We start from the raw sequence: 15,173 nt of genomic DNA on the forward strand, positions 1-15,173 counted from the left end.
GGTATGGCGGATCGCCCGCGGCGGCCATGAGAGGCGGGAATCAATTGTCCGGAATCAGGCCATGTGCCAACCTATCCTCCGAACGTTTCAGAGGAGGTGGTATAATGTTGCGTAAGATTTTGCCTTTGGTTGCAATCGCGGCGCTTGGGTTATTCATTCCTGGCGCTGCAAATGCCGGGCAGGTGGCACTCACATCGAGTGCGAGCGTCAAGAATGACCTCAACTATCTTTTGTATACGCCGGATGGATACGAGACATCCACGGAGCCCTATCCTCTCGTCATATGGCTCCATGGAGGGGATCAGGGCGGAAGTGATATTGAGAAGGTCAAATCGAGCGGGATCCCAAAACTGATCGAAGACGGAAAGCAATTTCCATTTCTCGTCTTTTCTCCCCAAAACCCGAGCGAGGAACTGCTTTATCCAATCGAGAAAGTGGAATCTGCGCTGGAGGAAGTAATCTCGAAATACCGCGTTGATCGTTCGCGCATCTATGTGGTCGGTTTCAGTCGCGGCGGTTTCGGCGCCTGGGCCATGGCTGAACAGTTTCCGGAGAAGTTCGCCGCCATCGTGCCGATCGCCGGCGGTGGCAATCGGCACTACCTGAATAGAACGAATGAGAAGGCTGCGTTCTGGGTCTTTCATGGCTCAAACGATGATGTAATCCCCTTATCGGATTCGGTTGTGCTTTATGAGCGGCTAAAAGCTCTGAAGCGCAACGCTCGGCTGACTGTACTGGAAGGTGTCGACCATTCGGGCGTCGAGTGGGCGGCCTTGAATGATGCTGAACTATGGGAGTGGCTGTTGCAGCAGCGGCTTGAGGTTGCGCCTCAATAGGAGAAGGATTGCGCTTGCGCTTTCGTCACATAATTTGGCTTCGACTTGTTTAGGACGCAATTGCATCCTATAGCTGGTCCATCGGCATTGCTGATGAGCGCTGAATGAATTCGCCGCTCGCAATCGCCGCCGTCGCTTCAGACTTTTGACCACGGATGTACTGGCAGGACAGATAGCGATGATGAGGAAGGTCGGTGCGATTTCGCCCCGGCCTTTTTTGTTGCGGGGCTACGCGGGTTTTGCCGAGCTGCCTTGTTCCTTCACGGCCGCGTTTACAAAGTCGATCGCGTCGGCCACTGTGACTAGGTTTTCCGCGACATCGTTTTGAACCTCGATTCCGAACTCTTCCTCGATCACGATAACGATCTGAGCGATCTCGAGTGAATCTGCACCGAGGTCATCGGCCAAACGAGCGTTATCGATTACTTCTTCGGGACTGACCCCAAGCTGGTCGGCGATGATGCTTTTGATCCGGTTAGCCGTCGTGATGTCAATATCCGCCATTGTGGCCCTCTTGGTTCAAGGAGCGCGCACTTAATCTTTTGATCGGTGCTGATCGAGACTATTTCGGCTGATAGCGGCAATTATGTGTATCGGGGATCGCCTTCCCTCGCTTGCCCTACCCGCGAACTAAGGTTCACGGGCCTAGCTCTCTCCGCCTGGAGTAAAGCGAGCAACCAGCATGTGCCGGTCACCGGGATAGGTGAAACGTACGAAGGTGACGGGCCCGCTGCTGCTCCAGGTACGTCGTTCGATGACAAGGCAGGCGGCATGGCGGGGGATCGCAAGCGCCGCAGCGGCGTCTGACCCGGCCGAAACGGACGAAATACGATGTTCGGCGGCACTCCAGGGCACACGGCTGATCAGCCAGGCGCCGGGCGCAACTCGTGAAAAATCCTCGCCATCCGCTTCCGCCACCTCGGACAGATTGATGAGCCTCTGCTCAAGACAGAATGGGCGGTCGCCAGCATTGTGGATACAGGTGAGATCGAGYAGGGGCTTGCCTTCCGGCAGATCCAGATGCGCCCGGTCCGCCGGTCCGGCATTCCGCACCGTCCGGCTCTCCAGCCTGAAGGAATAGGCAAGCCGAAGCGACCGCACCTCGGTCTCGATGTCGTGGATCTCGAGCACGGCGGCCTGCGCCGCTGGCTGGGCGACGAAGCTGCCGGATTTCCTGCGGCGTTCGATAAGACCGCTCCTGGCAAGCTGCGTCAGCACCTTGTTCGCCGTCATGCGAGAACAGCCATATTGCGCGGCGAGGTCCACCTCGAACGGCAGCCGGTAGCCCGGGGGCCACTCCCCGGATACGATCCTGCCTTCCAGATCGCTCAGGATTCGCTGATGCAGCGTTGCGTCCTTCRCCCCCGTCATAGCGACAGAAGTTCCTTCATCGTGGCCTGGAACCGCCGGTTGATCGCGTCGCGGCGGATATGTCGGCCGTTCTCCACCTGCTTGCGACCGAGCGCCCAGACGCAGTCGACCGCAACCCCGCCGGCGAATACCCAATGATCGAGGATCTGGGCTGGAGGGAGATAGGGAACCTCATCAAGATCGAGCGATACGATGTCAGCAAAATTGCCCTGCGCCAAGCCGGTCGGTGTCCCAAGCGCCAGACCGCCGCCCAGCAGCGCCCCTTCGAACAACAACGCACCGGTCGAACCGTCCGGCCGGGCCATTACATTGCGGGCTCTTGAGGCCAGGCGTTGCGAATATTCGAGCTGCCGCAGTTCACCAGACACTGAGACCAGGACATTGGAATCCGATCCGATGCCGAACCGCCCGCCTTCGCCGAGGAAGGCTGCGCCGTTGAATATCCCATCCCCCAGATTGGCCTCGGTAATCGGGCAAAGGCCGGCGATCGCGCCTGTTTCGGCCACCCCTCGTGTCTCTTCTTCGCTCATGTGCGTTGCATGGATGAGGCACCAGCGCTCGTTCACAGGCATGTTGGCCAGCAGCCACTCCACTGGCCGCGCACCCGACCAGGCCAGGCAATCCTCGACCTCCCTCACCTGTTCTGCCACATGGATATGAACAGGCCCATCCGTCATCGGCAAGATGCTTAGAAGTTCCTCCGGTATTACCGCCCGCAGGCTGTGGGGAGCAACGCCAAGCCGCGCTCCAGGAAGAGTCGCGGTGAGTTTCCCGCAAATCTCCATGAGCTTCGCGAACGCCTCGGGCGAGTGAATGAACCGCCGCTGCCCTTCGATCGGCACTGCGCCGCCAAAGCCGGAATGAGCATAGAAGACCGGTAGAAGCGTAAGTCCGACACCGGCTTCGGCGCTCGCGGAAGCAATCCGCTCGGCCATTTCCGCGATATTGGCGTAGGGGCTGCCATCCTTGTCATGATGCAGGTAGTGGAACTCTCCCACGCGGCTGAAGCCGGCCTCCAGCATCTCCATATATAGCTGGGTGGCCACGGCCTCGATCTGGTCCGGCGTCATGGAGAGCGCGAACTTGTACATCAAAGTTCGCCAGCTCCAAAAACTATCGTCGCCGGGGCCGCGCACCTCGGTGAGACCGGCCATGGCGCGCTGGAAGGCGTGGCTGTGGAGGTTCGGCATTGCGGGTAAAAGCAGCGCATGGCGCTCGTCGCGCGCATCAGCCTCGACATCGGCCTCCACGCGGGAGAGGCGCGCCCCTTCGATCGTCAACCGGACGTTTTGTCGCCAGCCTTCCGGCAGAAGCGCTCTATCTGCATGAAGTGTGACCATGCTTCTCTGTCCTTGTGCCGTCGGAGCCGAAAATCCGGCTTGCTACTCCGTCTGTTATGTATATACATGTCGGCATATAAAGAAAGGCGAAAAGCTGATGTACGGGGATGATTTTGTGAAAGCCGCATTCGGCGCGGGAGCCTCCTCCAGCCTCTGGAAGAACGCGCGGATTGCGACACTTACGCTAAATTCCAAGGGCCTCGGGGTCATAGAAGCCGGCGCGATCGCGGTGCGCGATGGCAGGCTCGCCTATGTCGGAACCGAAGCCGATCTGCCCAGGGAGTTCGCCGCTGATGCCGAAGCCGTGGATTGCGGCGGCCGCTGGATCACCCCTGCCCTTATCGACTGCCATACGCATCTCGTCTTTGGCGGCGACCGCGCGATAGAATTCGAAATGCGGCTCGCCGGCGCGACCTACGAGGAAATTGCCCGTGCGGGCGGTGGCATCGTCTCCTCCGTCAAGGCAACCAACGCTCTTTCCGAAGACGAACTAGTGCAGCAGGCGCTTCCACGACTTGATACCCTGCTTTCCGAAGGCGTCTCCACAATCGAGATCAAGTCCGGCTATGCGTTGAACATCGAGGGCGAGCTCAAGATGCTGCGCGCCGCCCGCAAGCTTGGCGAGATCAGGCCCGTGCGCGTGGCGACGAGCTGGCTTGCGGCGCATGCCACGCCGCCGGCGTATAAAGGGCGCAACGGCGACTATATCACGGACGTGGTGCTGCCGGGGCTCGAAGCCGGGTATGCGGAAGGCCTTATCGATGCCGTCGACGGCTTCTGCGAGGGCATCGCCTTTTCCCCTGCCGAAATCGTCCGGGTCTTCGACAAAGCAAGGGAGCTCGGCCTGCCTGTCAAGCTGCATGCCGAACAGCTCTCTGATCTCGGCGGCGCGAGGCTTGCTGCTTCCTACGGCGCGCTTTCCGCCGATCACCTCGAATATCTCACAGCCGAAGGTGCCAGGGCCATGGGTGAGGCCGGCACGGTCGCCGTGCTGTTGCCGGGTGCATTCTATACGCTGAGGGAAAAGCAGGCGCCCCCGGTAAAGGCGCTGAGGGAGGCAGGCGCCCATATTGCACTTGCCACCGACAGCAATCCTGGCACGTCGCCGCTCACGTCGCTTCTGCTGACGATGAACATGGGGGCGACGCTCTTCGGCCTTACCGTGGAGGAATGCCTGGCGGGCGTCACGCGCGAGGCTGCCCGCGCGCTTGGCCTGCTTGCCGAGACAGGCACGCTGGAGGTCGGAAAATCGGCCGATTTCGCTATCTGGGATATCGAGCGGCCGGCCGAACTCGTCTACCGGATCGGCTTCAACCCGCTCGCGGCGCGCATCTTCAAGGGCGAAAGGATTTCCGCATGAGTTTTGTTCTTTCTCCCGGCGCCGTGAAACTCGCCACGCTGGCGGATCTCTACTGGAACAATGGTTCCGCCCGGCTCGATCCATCCTTCGATGCGGCAATCGAAAAGGGGGCTGCGCGGATTGCGGAGATCGCCGCCGGCAACGAGCCTGTCTACGGCATCAATACCGGCTTCGGTAAACTCGCCTCCATCAAGATCGATGCTGCGGACGTGGCCACACTCCAACGCAACCTCATTCTCTCTCATTGCTGCGGCGTGGGTGCGCCGCTTCCGGAAAACGTCGTGCGCCTGATCATGGCACTGAAGCTCATCTCGCTTGGTCGTGGCGCTTCGGGCGTGCGGCTGGAACTGGTGAGGCTGATCGAGGCGATGCTGGAGCGAGGCGTCATCCCCCTTATTCCGGAAAAGGGCTCGGTCGGTGCTTCGGGCGATCTTGCGCCGCTTGCCCACCTTGCGGCGGTAATGATGGGTCATGGGGAAGCCAGCTTCTCCGGCGAGATGCTTGCCGGCAGCGAAGCGCTCCGACGGGCCGGTCTGACACCTGTCGTGCTCGCCGCCAAGGAGGGCCTCGCCCTCATCAACGGCACCCAGGTCTCGACGGCGCTGGCGCTCGCAGGCCTCTTTCGGGCACATCGCGCCGCACAGGCCGCCCTCATCACCGGCGCCATGTCGACTGATGCGGCCATGGGCTCGTCGGCCCCGTTCCACCCGGACATCCATATGCTTCGCGGACATCGCGGCCAGATCGATACGGCAGCCGCCCTGCGCGCGCTGCTCGCCGGCTCCGTCATCCGGGAAAGCCACCTACAGGGTGATGAGCGGGTGCAGGACCCCTATTGCATCCGCTGCCAGCCGCAGGTGGATGGCGCCTGCCTTGACCTTTTGCGTTCAGTCGGCCGCACCCTTGAGATCGAAGCCAATGCGGTCACCGACAATCCGCTGGTGCTGTCGGATAATTCCGTCGTTTCGGGTGGGAACTTCCATGCCGAACCGGTGGCCTTTGCAGCGGACCAGATCGCCCTTGCGGTCTGTGAGATCGGAGCGATCGCGCAGCGCCGCATCGCGCTTCTCGTCGATCCGGCCCTTTCCTATGGGCTTCCGCCATTCCTCGCAAAAAAGCCGGGATTGAATTCCGGCCTGATGATCGCCGAGGTGACCTCCGCCGCCTTGATGAGCGAGAACAAGCAGATGTCGCATCCCGCTTCAGTGGATTCGACACCCACTTCGGCCAATCAGGAAGACCATGTCTCCATGGCTTGCCATGGTGCTCGGCGGCTGCTCGCCATGACCGAGAACCTGTTTGGGATCATCGGGATCGAGGCACTGGCGGCTGCCCAGGGCGTGGAACTGCGTGCACCGCTGACCACCAGTCCCGAACTCATCAACACGATCGCGGTTCTCAGGGCGGAAATCCCCTCGCTTGAAGAGGATCGCTATATGGCAGCCGACCTCAAGGCTGCCGCACGGCTGGTCGCCGATGGTATCCTGCATTCCGCCGTTTCGACCGATATCCTTCCCGCGCTGGAGATCTGAGATGACCAATCCTCGCCATAACATCCGCGAAATCCGCGCACCGCGCGGCCCCGAACTCAATGCCAAGAGCTGGACGACGGAAGCGCCGCTCCGCATGCTGATGAACAATCTCGACCCGGACGTGGCGGAAAATCCCAACGAGCTGGTAGTCTATGGCGGGATCGGCCGCGCCGCACGCACCTGGGAGGATTTCGACCGGATCGCCGCCACGCTGAAGACGCTTTCCGAGGACGAGACGCTGTTGGTGCAATCGGGCAAGCCAGTGGGTGTCTTCCGCACCCACAAGGATGCGCCGCGCGTGCTGATCGCCAATTCCAACCTGGTACCGCATTGGGCGACCTGGGATCATTTCAACGAACTGGATAAGAAGGGGCTGGCCATGTATGGGCAGATGACCGCCGGTTCATGGATCTATATCGGAACGCAGGGCATCGTTCAGGGCACGTACGAGACCTTCGTGGAGGCCGGCCGCCAGCACTACGGTGGCAATCTCAAGGGCAAGTGGATTCTGACTGGCGGGCTCGGCGGCATGGGCGGCGCACAGCCGCTCGCCGCCGTCATGGCCGGCGCCTGCTGCCTGGCAGTCGAATGCGACGAGACCCGGATCGATTTCCGCCTGCGCACCCGTTACGTGGATGCCAAGGCGAAAACGCTGGACGAGGCGCTTGCTATGATAGACGAGTGGACTAGGGCCGGCGAAGCGAAATCCGTCGGCCTGCTCGGCAATGCGGCGGAAATCTTCCCGGAATTGGTGAAGCGCATGCAAGCTGGTGGTCCGCGCCCCGACATCGTCACCGACCAGACCTCCGCCCATGATCCGCGCAACGGCTATTTGCCGGTCGGCTGGACGATTGCGGAAGCCAAGGCAAAGCGCGAAAGCGATCCGAAATCCGTCGAGGCGGCCGCGCGCGCTTCGATGAGACAGCATGTCGAAGCCATGGTCGCCTTCTGGGAAGCAGGTGTGCCGACGCTCGACTACGGCAACAACATCCGCCAGGTCGCCAAGGACGAAGGGCTTGAGAACGCCTTCGCCTTCCCTGGCTTTGTTCCRGCCTATATCCGCCCGCTCTTCTGCCGTGGCATCGGCCCCTTCCGCTGGGCGGCCCTTTCCGGTGATCCGGAGGATATTTTCAAGACCGATGCCAAGGTGAAGGAACTGCTGCCGGACAACACGCATCTGCACAATTGGCTGGACATGGCTAGGGAGCGCATCTCCTTCCAGGGCCTGCCGGCACGCATCTGCTGGGTGGGGCTCGGCGATCGTCACCGCCTCGGCCTCGCCTTCAACGAAATGGTCCGCAACGGCGAACTGAAGGCCCCGATCGTCATCGGCCGCGACCACCTCGATTCCGGTTCCGTCGCATCGCCGAACCGCGAGACGGAAGCCATGAAGGACGGCTCGGACGCGGTTTCCGACTGGCCGCTCTTGAACGCGCTCCTCAATACCGCATCAGGCGCAACCTGGGTCTCGCTCCACCATGGTGGCGGCGTCGGCATGGGGTATTCGCAGCATTCCGGCATGGTGATCTGCTGCGACGGGACGGAAGACGCCGACCGTCGCCTTGAGCGCGTATTGTGGAATGACCCGGCCACCGGCGTCATGCGCCATGCCGATGCCGGTTACGAGATCGCCATCAATTGCGCCAAGGAACAGGGCCTGCGGCTGCCCGGTATTCTCGGAAACTGAGGCCATGCAGGTTCTGCGCGCGGCCGATCACAAGCGCATGCCCTGGAAGAATGGCGGCGGCGAGACTGTCGAAATCGCCGTCTTCCCGCCGGGTGCCGGATTGGACGAGTTCGATTGGCGCATAAGCACCGCGACAGTCGCCGCCGATGGGCCTTTTTCCAGCTTTGCCGGCGTGGACCGGACATTATCGATCCTTTCCGGCGCGGGGCTCATGCTGTCGATCGAGGACCGCGCTCCGGTCACGCTCGATCGAAACTCCCCTCCCTGTTCCTTTTCGGCCGATAAGCCCACATCCGCGCGATTGCTCGGTGGCGCGATCACCGACCTCAATGTGATGACGAGGCGTGGCCGCTACACCCATCATGTCCGGCGGCTCGAGATCCCGTGCGGGATTACCCCGTCTCCCGATATCAGATTAGTGTTGTGCAATCAGGGCAAACTGCGGGTCAGTACTTCGGCCAGCGAACTGACGCTCGACGCCCTCGATTGCCTTATCCTTGTGCCCCATGAATGGGGCCAAGCAGCCCTATCAGGTCAAGCCGAGGCCTTTCTAATCGAACTTCGGGCAAACCAGGCCGTCGTGTAGCTTCGCACCACGTTCCACCTGAAACCGTTCTGAAGCCCTATTTCACGAAAGTCCGTGTCAGGCCAAGGGTCCGATCGATGATGAGGACGATGGCAAGCGTCAGAAGGACGAGGAGGACCGAAACGCTGGCAACGAGCGGATCTGCTTGACTTTCTACGTGATGGAAAAGGGCGACGGGCAGGGTCGTCAGTCGCGGACCGGCCAGAAACATGGTGATCACCACCTCATCGAAGGACACGAGGAAGGCCAGCACCGCGGTTGCGACGATACCGGGAGCCATCATCGGCAATGTCACGCGGCGGACCACGGTCAGCGGCTTCGCGCCGAGCGACGAAGCGGCCTCCTCGCATGCCAGCTCGAGATTTCCGAGCGAGACGGCAAGGACCCGCAACGCATAAGGCAGCGTCACGACCAGGTGGCCTATGACGAGGCCCGTGAAGGTTCCGAGCAATCCGGTGGACGCGAAGATGATCAGGATAGCCAGACCCAGGACGATCGTCGGCAGCAGCAGGGGCGCGGTGAAGAGGTTATACCAGATCTGCGATCCGGCGACCTTGAGGCGAACAATGGCATAGGCGGCGGGAATACCGATCGCCAGCGAGAGTACCGTCACCACCAACGCCAGCCCGAGACTGGTAGTGAAAGCGGACATCATTTCGCTATTGTTCACGAGCGCCGCATACCAGCGGAAAGACCAGGATTCTGGCGGAAAGGACAGGATTTGCTCGCCGCTGAAGGAAATTGGAAAGACGAGAAGAACGGGCGCCAGAAGAAAGAGGAAAAGTACCGCGACCAGAACCTTCATCGGCAGGGACGTCTGATGGTTTTCCATGGTCTTATACTTGCTCCAGAAGCCGCATCGCGCGGGAATAGAGAACCAGCGCCGCTCCGAAAATCACAAGAACGAGCACGGAGAGGGTCGCCGCCAGAGGCCAGTTCAGGGTGACGATCGCCTGGTCGTAGATTTCGGTTGCGAGCAGGAAGACACGCCCCCCGCCCATCAGCTTCGGCGTGATGAAGGAGGACACCGCCAGAACGAAACAGAGCAGGCAGCCGAGTGCGATGCCGGGCGCCGTCAAGGGCAGCACGACGCGGCGGAAAACCGCAAACGGCCTCGCGCCAAGAGTGCTCGCGGCCTCCTCTACCCTTGGATCGAGCCGGCCGAAGCCGGCCATCAGCGCGAGGATCATATAGGGCATGAGGATTTCCGTGAGGCCGATCACGACGCCGGTGGTGTTGAACATCAGGCGTGGCACCGGAATTCCAAGCGCGGTCATCGCCTTCACCACCGGGCCGGTATCGGAAAGAAGGGCGATCCAGCCATAGGTGCGCACCACCGCCGACGTCAGAAGCGGCGAGATGACGAGCACCGTCAGAAAGCTTTTCCACGCACCCGTGGCGCGATGCAAATAAAGCGCGATCGGATAGCTCACCAGCAGCGTCAGCAGCGTAATGGTCAGGCTGACCACGAGCGAGTTGACGATGAGGTCTATATAGAAGCTGTCCCCCAGCAATCCCGCCCAGTTGACGGCGGTGAAGTTCTCGCTGATGCCGCCGCCCGGAAGCGCTTCGCGGACCGAAAGGCCGGCGAGATTGAGGATCGGCCAAATGAAGCCGACCGCGTTGACAAGCGCGATCGGAAGCAGCAGCGCAACGGCGACATTGCCGGTCCCGCGGCGGTTCCCGGGTTCGGGGAAAGAGGTTACCGTGCTCGCCGTCATCGTTCCGCTCCGAAGGCGAACGTGTCTTCCACCCGCCAGCTCAGGGTCGCCTTGTCACCCACCCGACGCGACGAGGTCCTCTTGGCGGTCGCCTGTTCGACGACGATTTCTCCGCCGGCCGAATGGAAGTGGTATTGCACGAGATCGCCGATAAAGGTGATCCGGGCAAGCGATGCGGTCAGGCGATTTTCGCTGTCTGCCRCATTTCCGACAGGCTGACCCTCATGCCACGCGATTGAGATGCGGTGCGGTCGGATCATCAACTCGATCTCTCCATCGGCAGCGTAGGAGGATATCCTGACGAGTTCGGGACCGATCCTGACCGCTCCCTTGCCTTCCGGCGTGCCCTTAAGACGGTTGGTGCGCCCGACGAAGGATGCGACGAAAGAGGTGGCCGGCTCCTCATAGATCTCATGGGGAGTTCCGACCTGCTCGACCGCGCCGCCGCGCATAACGACCACCCGGTCGCACATGCTGAGCGCTTCCACCTGGTCATGCGTGACGAAGACCGTGGTAATACCGAGTTCCTGCTGGATGTCGCGGATCTGGGTTCTCATCTCGTCGCGAAGCTTCGCGTCGAGATTGGAAAGCGGCTCGTCGAGGAGCAGGATCGAAGGCTCGATCACCAGGGCCCGTGCGAGCGCCACGCGCTGCTGCTGCCCGCCCGAAAGTTCGCGAGGCTTGCGTTCGGCCAGATGTCGAAGCTGGACCATGTCCAGCGCCTTGTCGACCCTTGCGGCGATCTCCGCCCGCGCAAGCTTGCGCATTTCGAGCCCGAACGCGACATTGCGCGCGACCGTCATATGCGGAAACAGGGCATAACTCTGGAAGACCAACCCCATGTCGCGGGCATAGGGCGGCGCGAAGGTCACCTCCCTGCCCGCCACGGCGATGCGGCCGCCGCTCGGCTGGATAAGCCCGGCGATCATGCGGAGCGTCGTTGTCTTTCCGCAGCCGGAGGGTCCCAAGAGGGCGATGAGCTCCCCCTTGCGCACTCCGAGGTCCAGCTTCGAAACGGCCGTGAAATTCCCGTAGCTCTTGCTGACGCCCTCCAGCGAAAGATGGGCATCAGTTGATGCCAGCTTGCTGTCCCGGGCTATATTTTGATGCATCATAAGCGCCTCCAATCTTGGCTGACCGCAATCAGCGGCTGAGCGGGATGACTTTTCGGCGCCATTTCTCCGTGATGGAGTCGCGTATTTTCGCGACCGCGAGCCAGTCGATGTCGATCATCTTGTCCATCTGGCCGGCCGCCGTCCGCTCCAGCGCGTCGCCCGAGACCTGCGCTTTGCTGTTGGTCGGGGCATAGAACATCTCGGCGGTGAAGGCGGCTTGCGCTTCCGGGCTCAGCGCATAATCGATGAACTTCTTTGCCGCATCGCCTGCCGGAGCATTCTTCACGAGGTTGATCGTGTTGATCTGGAAACCGCTGCCTTCCTCGGGCAGAACCACCGCCATCTTGCCGCTGGAGGTTCCGGAATAGATCTGGGCGCGTGCGTTCCAGCCGATGCCGATAGCCGCCTGGCCGTTCGCGATCGGCGTATAGACATCCGGCTTGGGTTCCCAGGTTTGAACGCCAGGTGCGAGTTCTCCAAGCTTCTCGATGCCTGCATCGACGTTTTCTTTGTAATCACCGCCGCCGGCAAGCCTGTTGGCGATGATCGTCAACGTCGTTCCCTGAATATCGGGGACGGCCGGAATGACCAGCTTGCCCGCGTAATTCTGATCCCATAACGCGTTCCAGGATGTCGGGGCCTCCTTGATCTGATCCGTATTGTAGATGAGGACGAGGTTATCGAAGGTGACGGCCACGCCCATGACACCTTCCGCGAATGCGTTTGGATAAAGGTCCTTCACATTGGCGCTGACGCCCTCATCGACCTTTTCGAAGAGGCCTTCGTCGGCTCCCGCCTTCGCCACCGAGATGTCGAGGATCGCGACGTCGATCTGCGGACTGTCCTTCTGGGCGCGAAGGGTTCCGAGCATCTGTGCGGAGTTCGGCAGGCCGTAGAACTCGACCTTGATGTCGGGATATTTCTTCATGAAAGGCTCTACGACGGCCTTCGTGTAGTGATCCTGAAAAATCCCGCTATAGGCTGTGATCGTGACCGTCTCGGCAGCCGCCCCAGTTGCGGCTCCGAGAGCAAGAATTGATACGGCGATTGAAAGTCTGGCTAACATCTTCTCGTTCCCTCTTTTTTGACGTTGAAGACAGTTGTCAGGCGACGCGGCGGCTTTCGTCCTCCACGATTTTGGTTGCCCCGGAAATGTCCGGCAGGAACTCTCCATTGCGGAGCCGTTCCAGGAGCTTGATTTCGTTTTCCTGCATGCCGATGGCTTTTTCAGCAGCCGTCTTGGCGTAGGATGGTGCTAGAACGACGACGCCGCTTTCATCGGCAAGGATGGCGTCTCCAGGCTTTACCACCTGGCCGCCCACCGTCACCGGCACATTGATAGCGCCTTCGAGCCCGAGGATCTTGGTCGTAATGGGTGAAGGACCACGGCACCACATCGGCATCTCGACCTTCCGAATTTCGGAAAAATCGGTGGCGGGCCCATCGATTGCAGCACCGGCGATGCCGGCAATCTTCATGGCATGGGTGACCACACCTCCCCAGCAGGCATGGCGATCGTCGCCGCAGCGCTCGACGACGACGAAGTCGCCGGGCCTGACGATCTTCGTCAGGTAATGGAGAATGGTGGAATCCGCGTGCGGAAGGCGAACGGTGACCGCCGTTCCGGCGACACGTTTTTCCGGAAGCACGGCGCGCAGCTCGCGATCCACGAAGCCGGAGTGCAGAAAATGGCCGATAGTGGCGACTTCCACCTTTTCGAGGATCTCGATCAGATGAGGATCGAGTTGGGCGGGCATGGGATTGACTTCGAACATCCGTATCGCCTCCATCATAGAACGTGGTGCTGCGCGACCGGCACGTCGCCGCGGACTTTTTCCACATAATCGAGATCGAGCCGGGCGCTCGTCGTCCCGACACCGTCAGAGCACTGGGCCACGATATGCCCCCAGGGATCGATCACCATCGAATGGCCCCAGCACCACTTCTTGCCATCGGAATGGGAAAGTGCCTGACCGACCGCAAGGAAATAGGTTTGCGTCTCGATCGCGCGGGCTCGAGCGAGCACCTCCCAGTGATCCTTGCCAGTCATCAGCGTGAAGGCGGCGGGAAGCACGATCACCTCAGCTCCCTCGTCGCGGAGCGCGCGGAAGAGCTCGGGAAAGCGTATGTCGTAGCAGATCGCGCAGCCGACGGTCTTACCGGCCACCTTGTACGTTACGACATCCTGTCCGCGGCTGATCGTGTCGGACTCGCGGTAGATGGTGCCACCGGGCGTATCGACATCGAACAGATGAATCTTGCGGTACTTCGCCAGCTCCTGGCCTTCAGGCCCGAAAACGACTGTCGTGTTGAAATGATTGTTCCCGTCCTTCTCCACGACACTGCCGGCATGGATCGTGACCTTGTGCCTGGCCGCAAGCTCGGACATGGCACGATAGGCTTGGCCATCGGGGAAATTCTCCCCGGCCGCATAGATGTTTTCCTTACCTTCGCCAAGGAAGGCGTAATATTCGGGAAGGACCACAAGATCTGGGTTTTCCCGAGCAATGCAGCTCTCGATCAGGTCGATGGCGTCACGGATATTTTTCGCCTTATCGGCCTGCGAATTCATTTGTACCAGGCTTACTTTCACCTTTGCACCTCCAGTTCGACGAAGGGATGGTGGGCGAAATCACCCATCAGGACAAACGGGAAAAACTTACCCATTCCCATAGAATTTTCTTATGAGCGGTCCTCGCAATCAGGCATCTGCCATCGAAAGCGAAACCTCCGCCGCCATGACCGCAATGATCGAGGGCAGGAGATTGTCCGGGTGATCCGGATAGACCGCGTGAAAGGTCAATGGCTTGAATGCCGGAAAAACGTCGAGCTGCACCAGTTTTCCCGAAGCGAGATGCTCATCCAGAATAACCCGTGGCAAAGGGGCGATACCCAGACCATCGCTAGCGAGCCGCATGATGGTCGCGAGAGAATTGGAATTGGAGATCGTCGGCGGATCGAGTCCTTCGTCACGGAACTGCTTCAACAATCCATGATGCGGAGCGCTTCCCTTCGAAAAGGCGAAAATCGGGTACCCGCAGAGATCTTCGAAGCTCAACCGCCGGCCATGCAGCCCATATTTGGGATTGGCGACCCAGACACAGCGATAGGTACCCAGTTCGAGGTTTATGAGCGCCGGGTCCGGAACCGGTCCCATGATAAGGGCGAGATCGATCTTCCGGTCGGTGATTTCGCGCGCGACATTAAGGCTTGTATCGACATTGAGATCGATCGCGATACCGGGATAGCGCTCCTGAACCCGTTCGAAGAGATGGGGCAGGAAGGAATGCACGATGGAATCGATCGTGCCAATGCTGACCGTTCCCTTGAGGGTCGTCGGAGAGGCGATCGCCTCGCGGAACTCGTTGGCGGCGCGGATGATCTCCTCCGCCTTCGGCACCGCAGCCCGGCCGACCGGAGTAAGCGTCACGTTGCGACTCTCGCGGTCGAAAAGCTGGACCCCGAGTTCCCGCTCCAATGTGGCGATGCGATTCGATATCGAAGCCTGGGTGGCGTTCAGTTTCTCCGCTGCGGCGCTGAAGCTGCCGAGCCGTACGATCCAGAGAAACGTCTCTATGAACCGAAGATTCATGGTGAACCCCACTGTGACTGGAGGAGAATTGGT

At 60.7% G+C, this 15,173-nt stretch carries 15 protein-coding genes; 5 read left to right on the forward strand and 10 right to left on the reverse strand.

Annotated features, from left to right (window positions below):
• The first annotated feature begins 104 nt into the window (after positions 1-104).
• Positions 105-836 (forward strand): alpha/beta fold hydrolase, encoded by a 732-nt coding sequence (locus LCM4573_RS19495; protein WP_071008040.1) that lies wholly within the window; start codon positions 105-107, stop codon positions 834-836.
• A gap of 228 nt (positions 837-1,064) precedes the next feature.
• Here LCM4573_RS19495 and acpP read toward each other — a convergent pair whose 3' ends face one another.
• The 3 genes from acpP to LCM4573_RS19510 all read right to left on the reverse strand — a co-directional run bounded on the left by acpP (position 1,065) and on the right by LCM4573_RS19510 (position 3,547).
• The gene (gene acpP / locus LCM4573_RS19500) at positions 1,065-1,340 is read right to left on the reverse strand and encodes an acyl carrier protein (protein ID WP_071008041.1); all 276 of its coding nucleotides are present in this window, start codon (positions 1,338-1,340) and stop codon (positions 1,065-1,067) included.
• A 141-nt stretch (positions 1,341-1,481) separates the two neighbouring features.
• Positions 1,482-2,207, reverse strand: a complete 726-nt coding sequence (gene hutC, locus LCM4573_RS19505) for a histidine utilization repressor (RefSeq protein ID WP_071008042.1) — start codon at positions 2,205-2,207, stop codon at positions 1,482-1,484.
• Entirely contained in the window at positions 2,204-3,547 is a 1,344-nt protein-coding gene (locus LCM4573_RS19510) for a formimidoylglutamate deiminase (RefSeq protein WP_071008043.1), read from the reverse strand. Before LCM4573_RS19510 ends, hutC begins: the two co-directional genes overlap by 4 nt.
• Positions 3,548-3,644: 97 nt before the next feature.
• Here LCM4573_RS19510 and hutI point away from each other — a divergent pair, with 97 nt between their 5' ends.
• Genes hutI through LCM4573_RS19530 form a run of 4 tightly spaced genes read left to right on the forward strand, consistent with a single transcriptional unit; the run spans position 3,645 to position 8,712 of the window.
• Positions 3,645-4,907, forward strand: a complete 1,263-nt coding sequence (gene hutI / locus LCM4573_RS19515; protein WP_071008044.1) for an imidazolonepropionase — start codon at positions 3,645-3,647, stop codon at positions 4,905-4,907.
• Positions 4,904-6,439: a histidine ammonia-lyase gene (hutH, locus tag LCM4573_RS19520; protein ID WP_071008045.1), complete on the forward strand. Its 1,536-nt coding sequence runs from the start codon at positions 4,904-4,906 to the stop codon at positions 6,437-6,439. The genes hutI and hutH overlap by 4 nt, the downstream gene beginning before the upstream one ends.
• Before the next feature lies 1 nt (position 6,440).
• A complete protein-coding gene (gene hutU, locus LCM4573_RS19525) occupies positions 6,441-8,126 on the forward strand; it encodes a urocanate hydratase (RefSeq protein WP_071008046.1) in 1,686 nt (561 codons plus the stop codon).
• Positions 8,127-8,130: 4 nt separating this feature from the next.
• On the forward strand, positions 8,131-8,712 hold the full coding sequence (locus LCM4573_RS19530; protein ID WP_071008047.1) for a HutD family protein: 582 nt from the start codon (positions 8,131-8,133) through the stop codon (positions 8,710-8,712).
• A gap of 37 nt (positions 8,713-8,749) precedes the next feature.
• Here the strand turns inward: LCM4573_RS19530 and LCM4573_RS19535 are convergent, their stop codons facing one another.
• From LCM4573_RS19535 to LCM4573_RS19565, 7 genes are all read right to left on the reverse strand, one after another.
• Complete coding sequence (locus LCM4573_RS19535; RefSeq protein WP_071008048.1) at positions 8,750-9,544, reverse strand: ABC transporter permease; 795 nt, start codon at positions 9,542-9,544, stop codon at positions 8,750-8,752.
• Between the two features lie 4 nt (positions 9,545-9,548).
• Entirely contained in the window at positions 9,549-10,433 is an 885-nt protein-coding gene (locus LCM4573_RS19540; RefSeq protein ID WP_071008049.1) for an ABC transporter permease, read from the reverse strand.
• Entirely contained in the window at positions 10,430-11,548 is a 1,119-nt protein-coding gene (locus LCM4573_RS19545; protein WP_071008050.1) for an ABC transporter ATP-binding protein, read from the reverse strand. The genes LCM4573_RS19540 and LCM4573_RS19545 overlap by 4 nt, the downstream gene beginning before the upstream one ends.
• Positions 11,549-11,576: 28 nt before the next feature.
• The gene (locus LCM4573_RS19550; RefSeq protein ID WP_071008051.1) at positions 11,577-12,614 is read right to left on the reverse strand and encodes an ABC transporter substrate-binding protein; all 1,038 of its coding nucleotides are present in this window, start codon (positions 12,612-12,614) and stop codon (positions 11,577-11,579) included.
• A gap of 37 nt (positions 12,615-12,651) precedes the next feature.
• On the reverse strand, positions 12,652-13,323 hold the full coding sequence (locus LCM4573_RS19555) for an RraA family protein (protein WP_071008052.1): 672 nt from the start codon (positions 13,321-13,323) through the stop codon (positions 12,652-12,654).
• Between the two features lie 14 nt (positions 13,324-13,337).
• Entirely contained in the window at positions 13,338-14,141 is an 804-nt protein-coding gene (locus tag LCM4573_RS19560) for a carbon-nitrogen hydrolase family protein (protein WP_083347541.1), read from the reverse strand.
• Positions 14,142-14,249: 108 nt separating this feature from the next.
• Positions 14,250-15,140 carry a LysR family transcriptional regulator gene (locus tag LCM4573_RS19565; protein ID WP_071008054.1) on the reverse strand — a complete coding sequence of 297 codons (891 nt, stop codon included), beginning with the start codon at positions 15,138-15,140 and terminating at the stop codon, positions 14,250-14,252.
• Positions 15,141-15,173: the final 33 nt, after the last annotated feature.

Source organism: Rhizobium sp. LCM 4573 (assembly GCF_001854865.1).
GTDB lineage: Bacteria > Pseudomonadota > Alphaproteobacteria > Rhizobiales > Rhizobiaceae > Neorhizobium.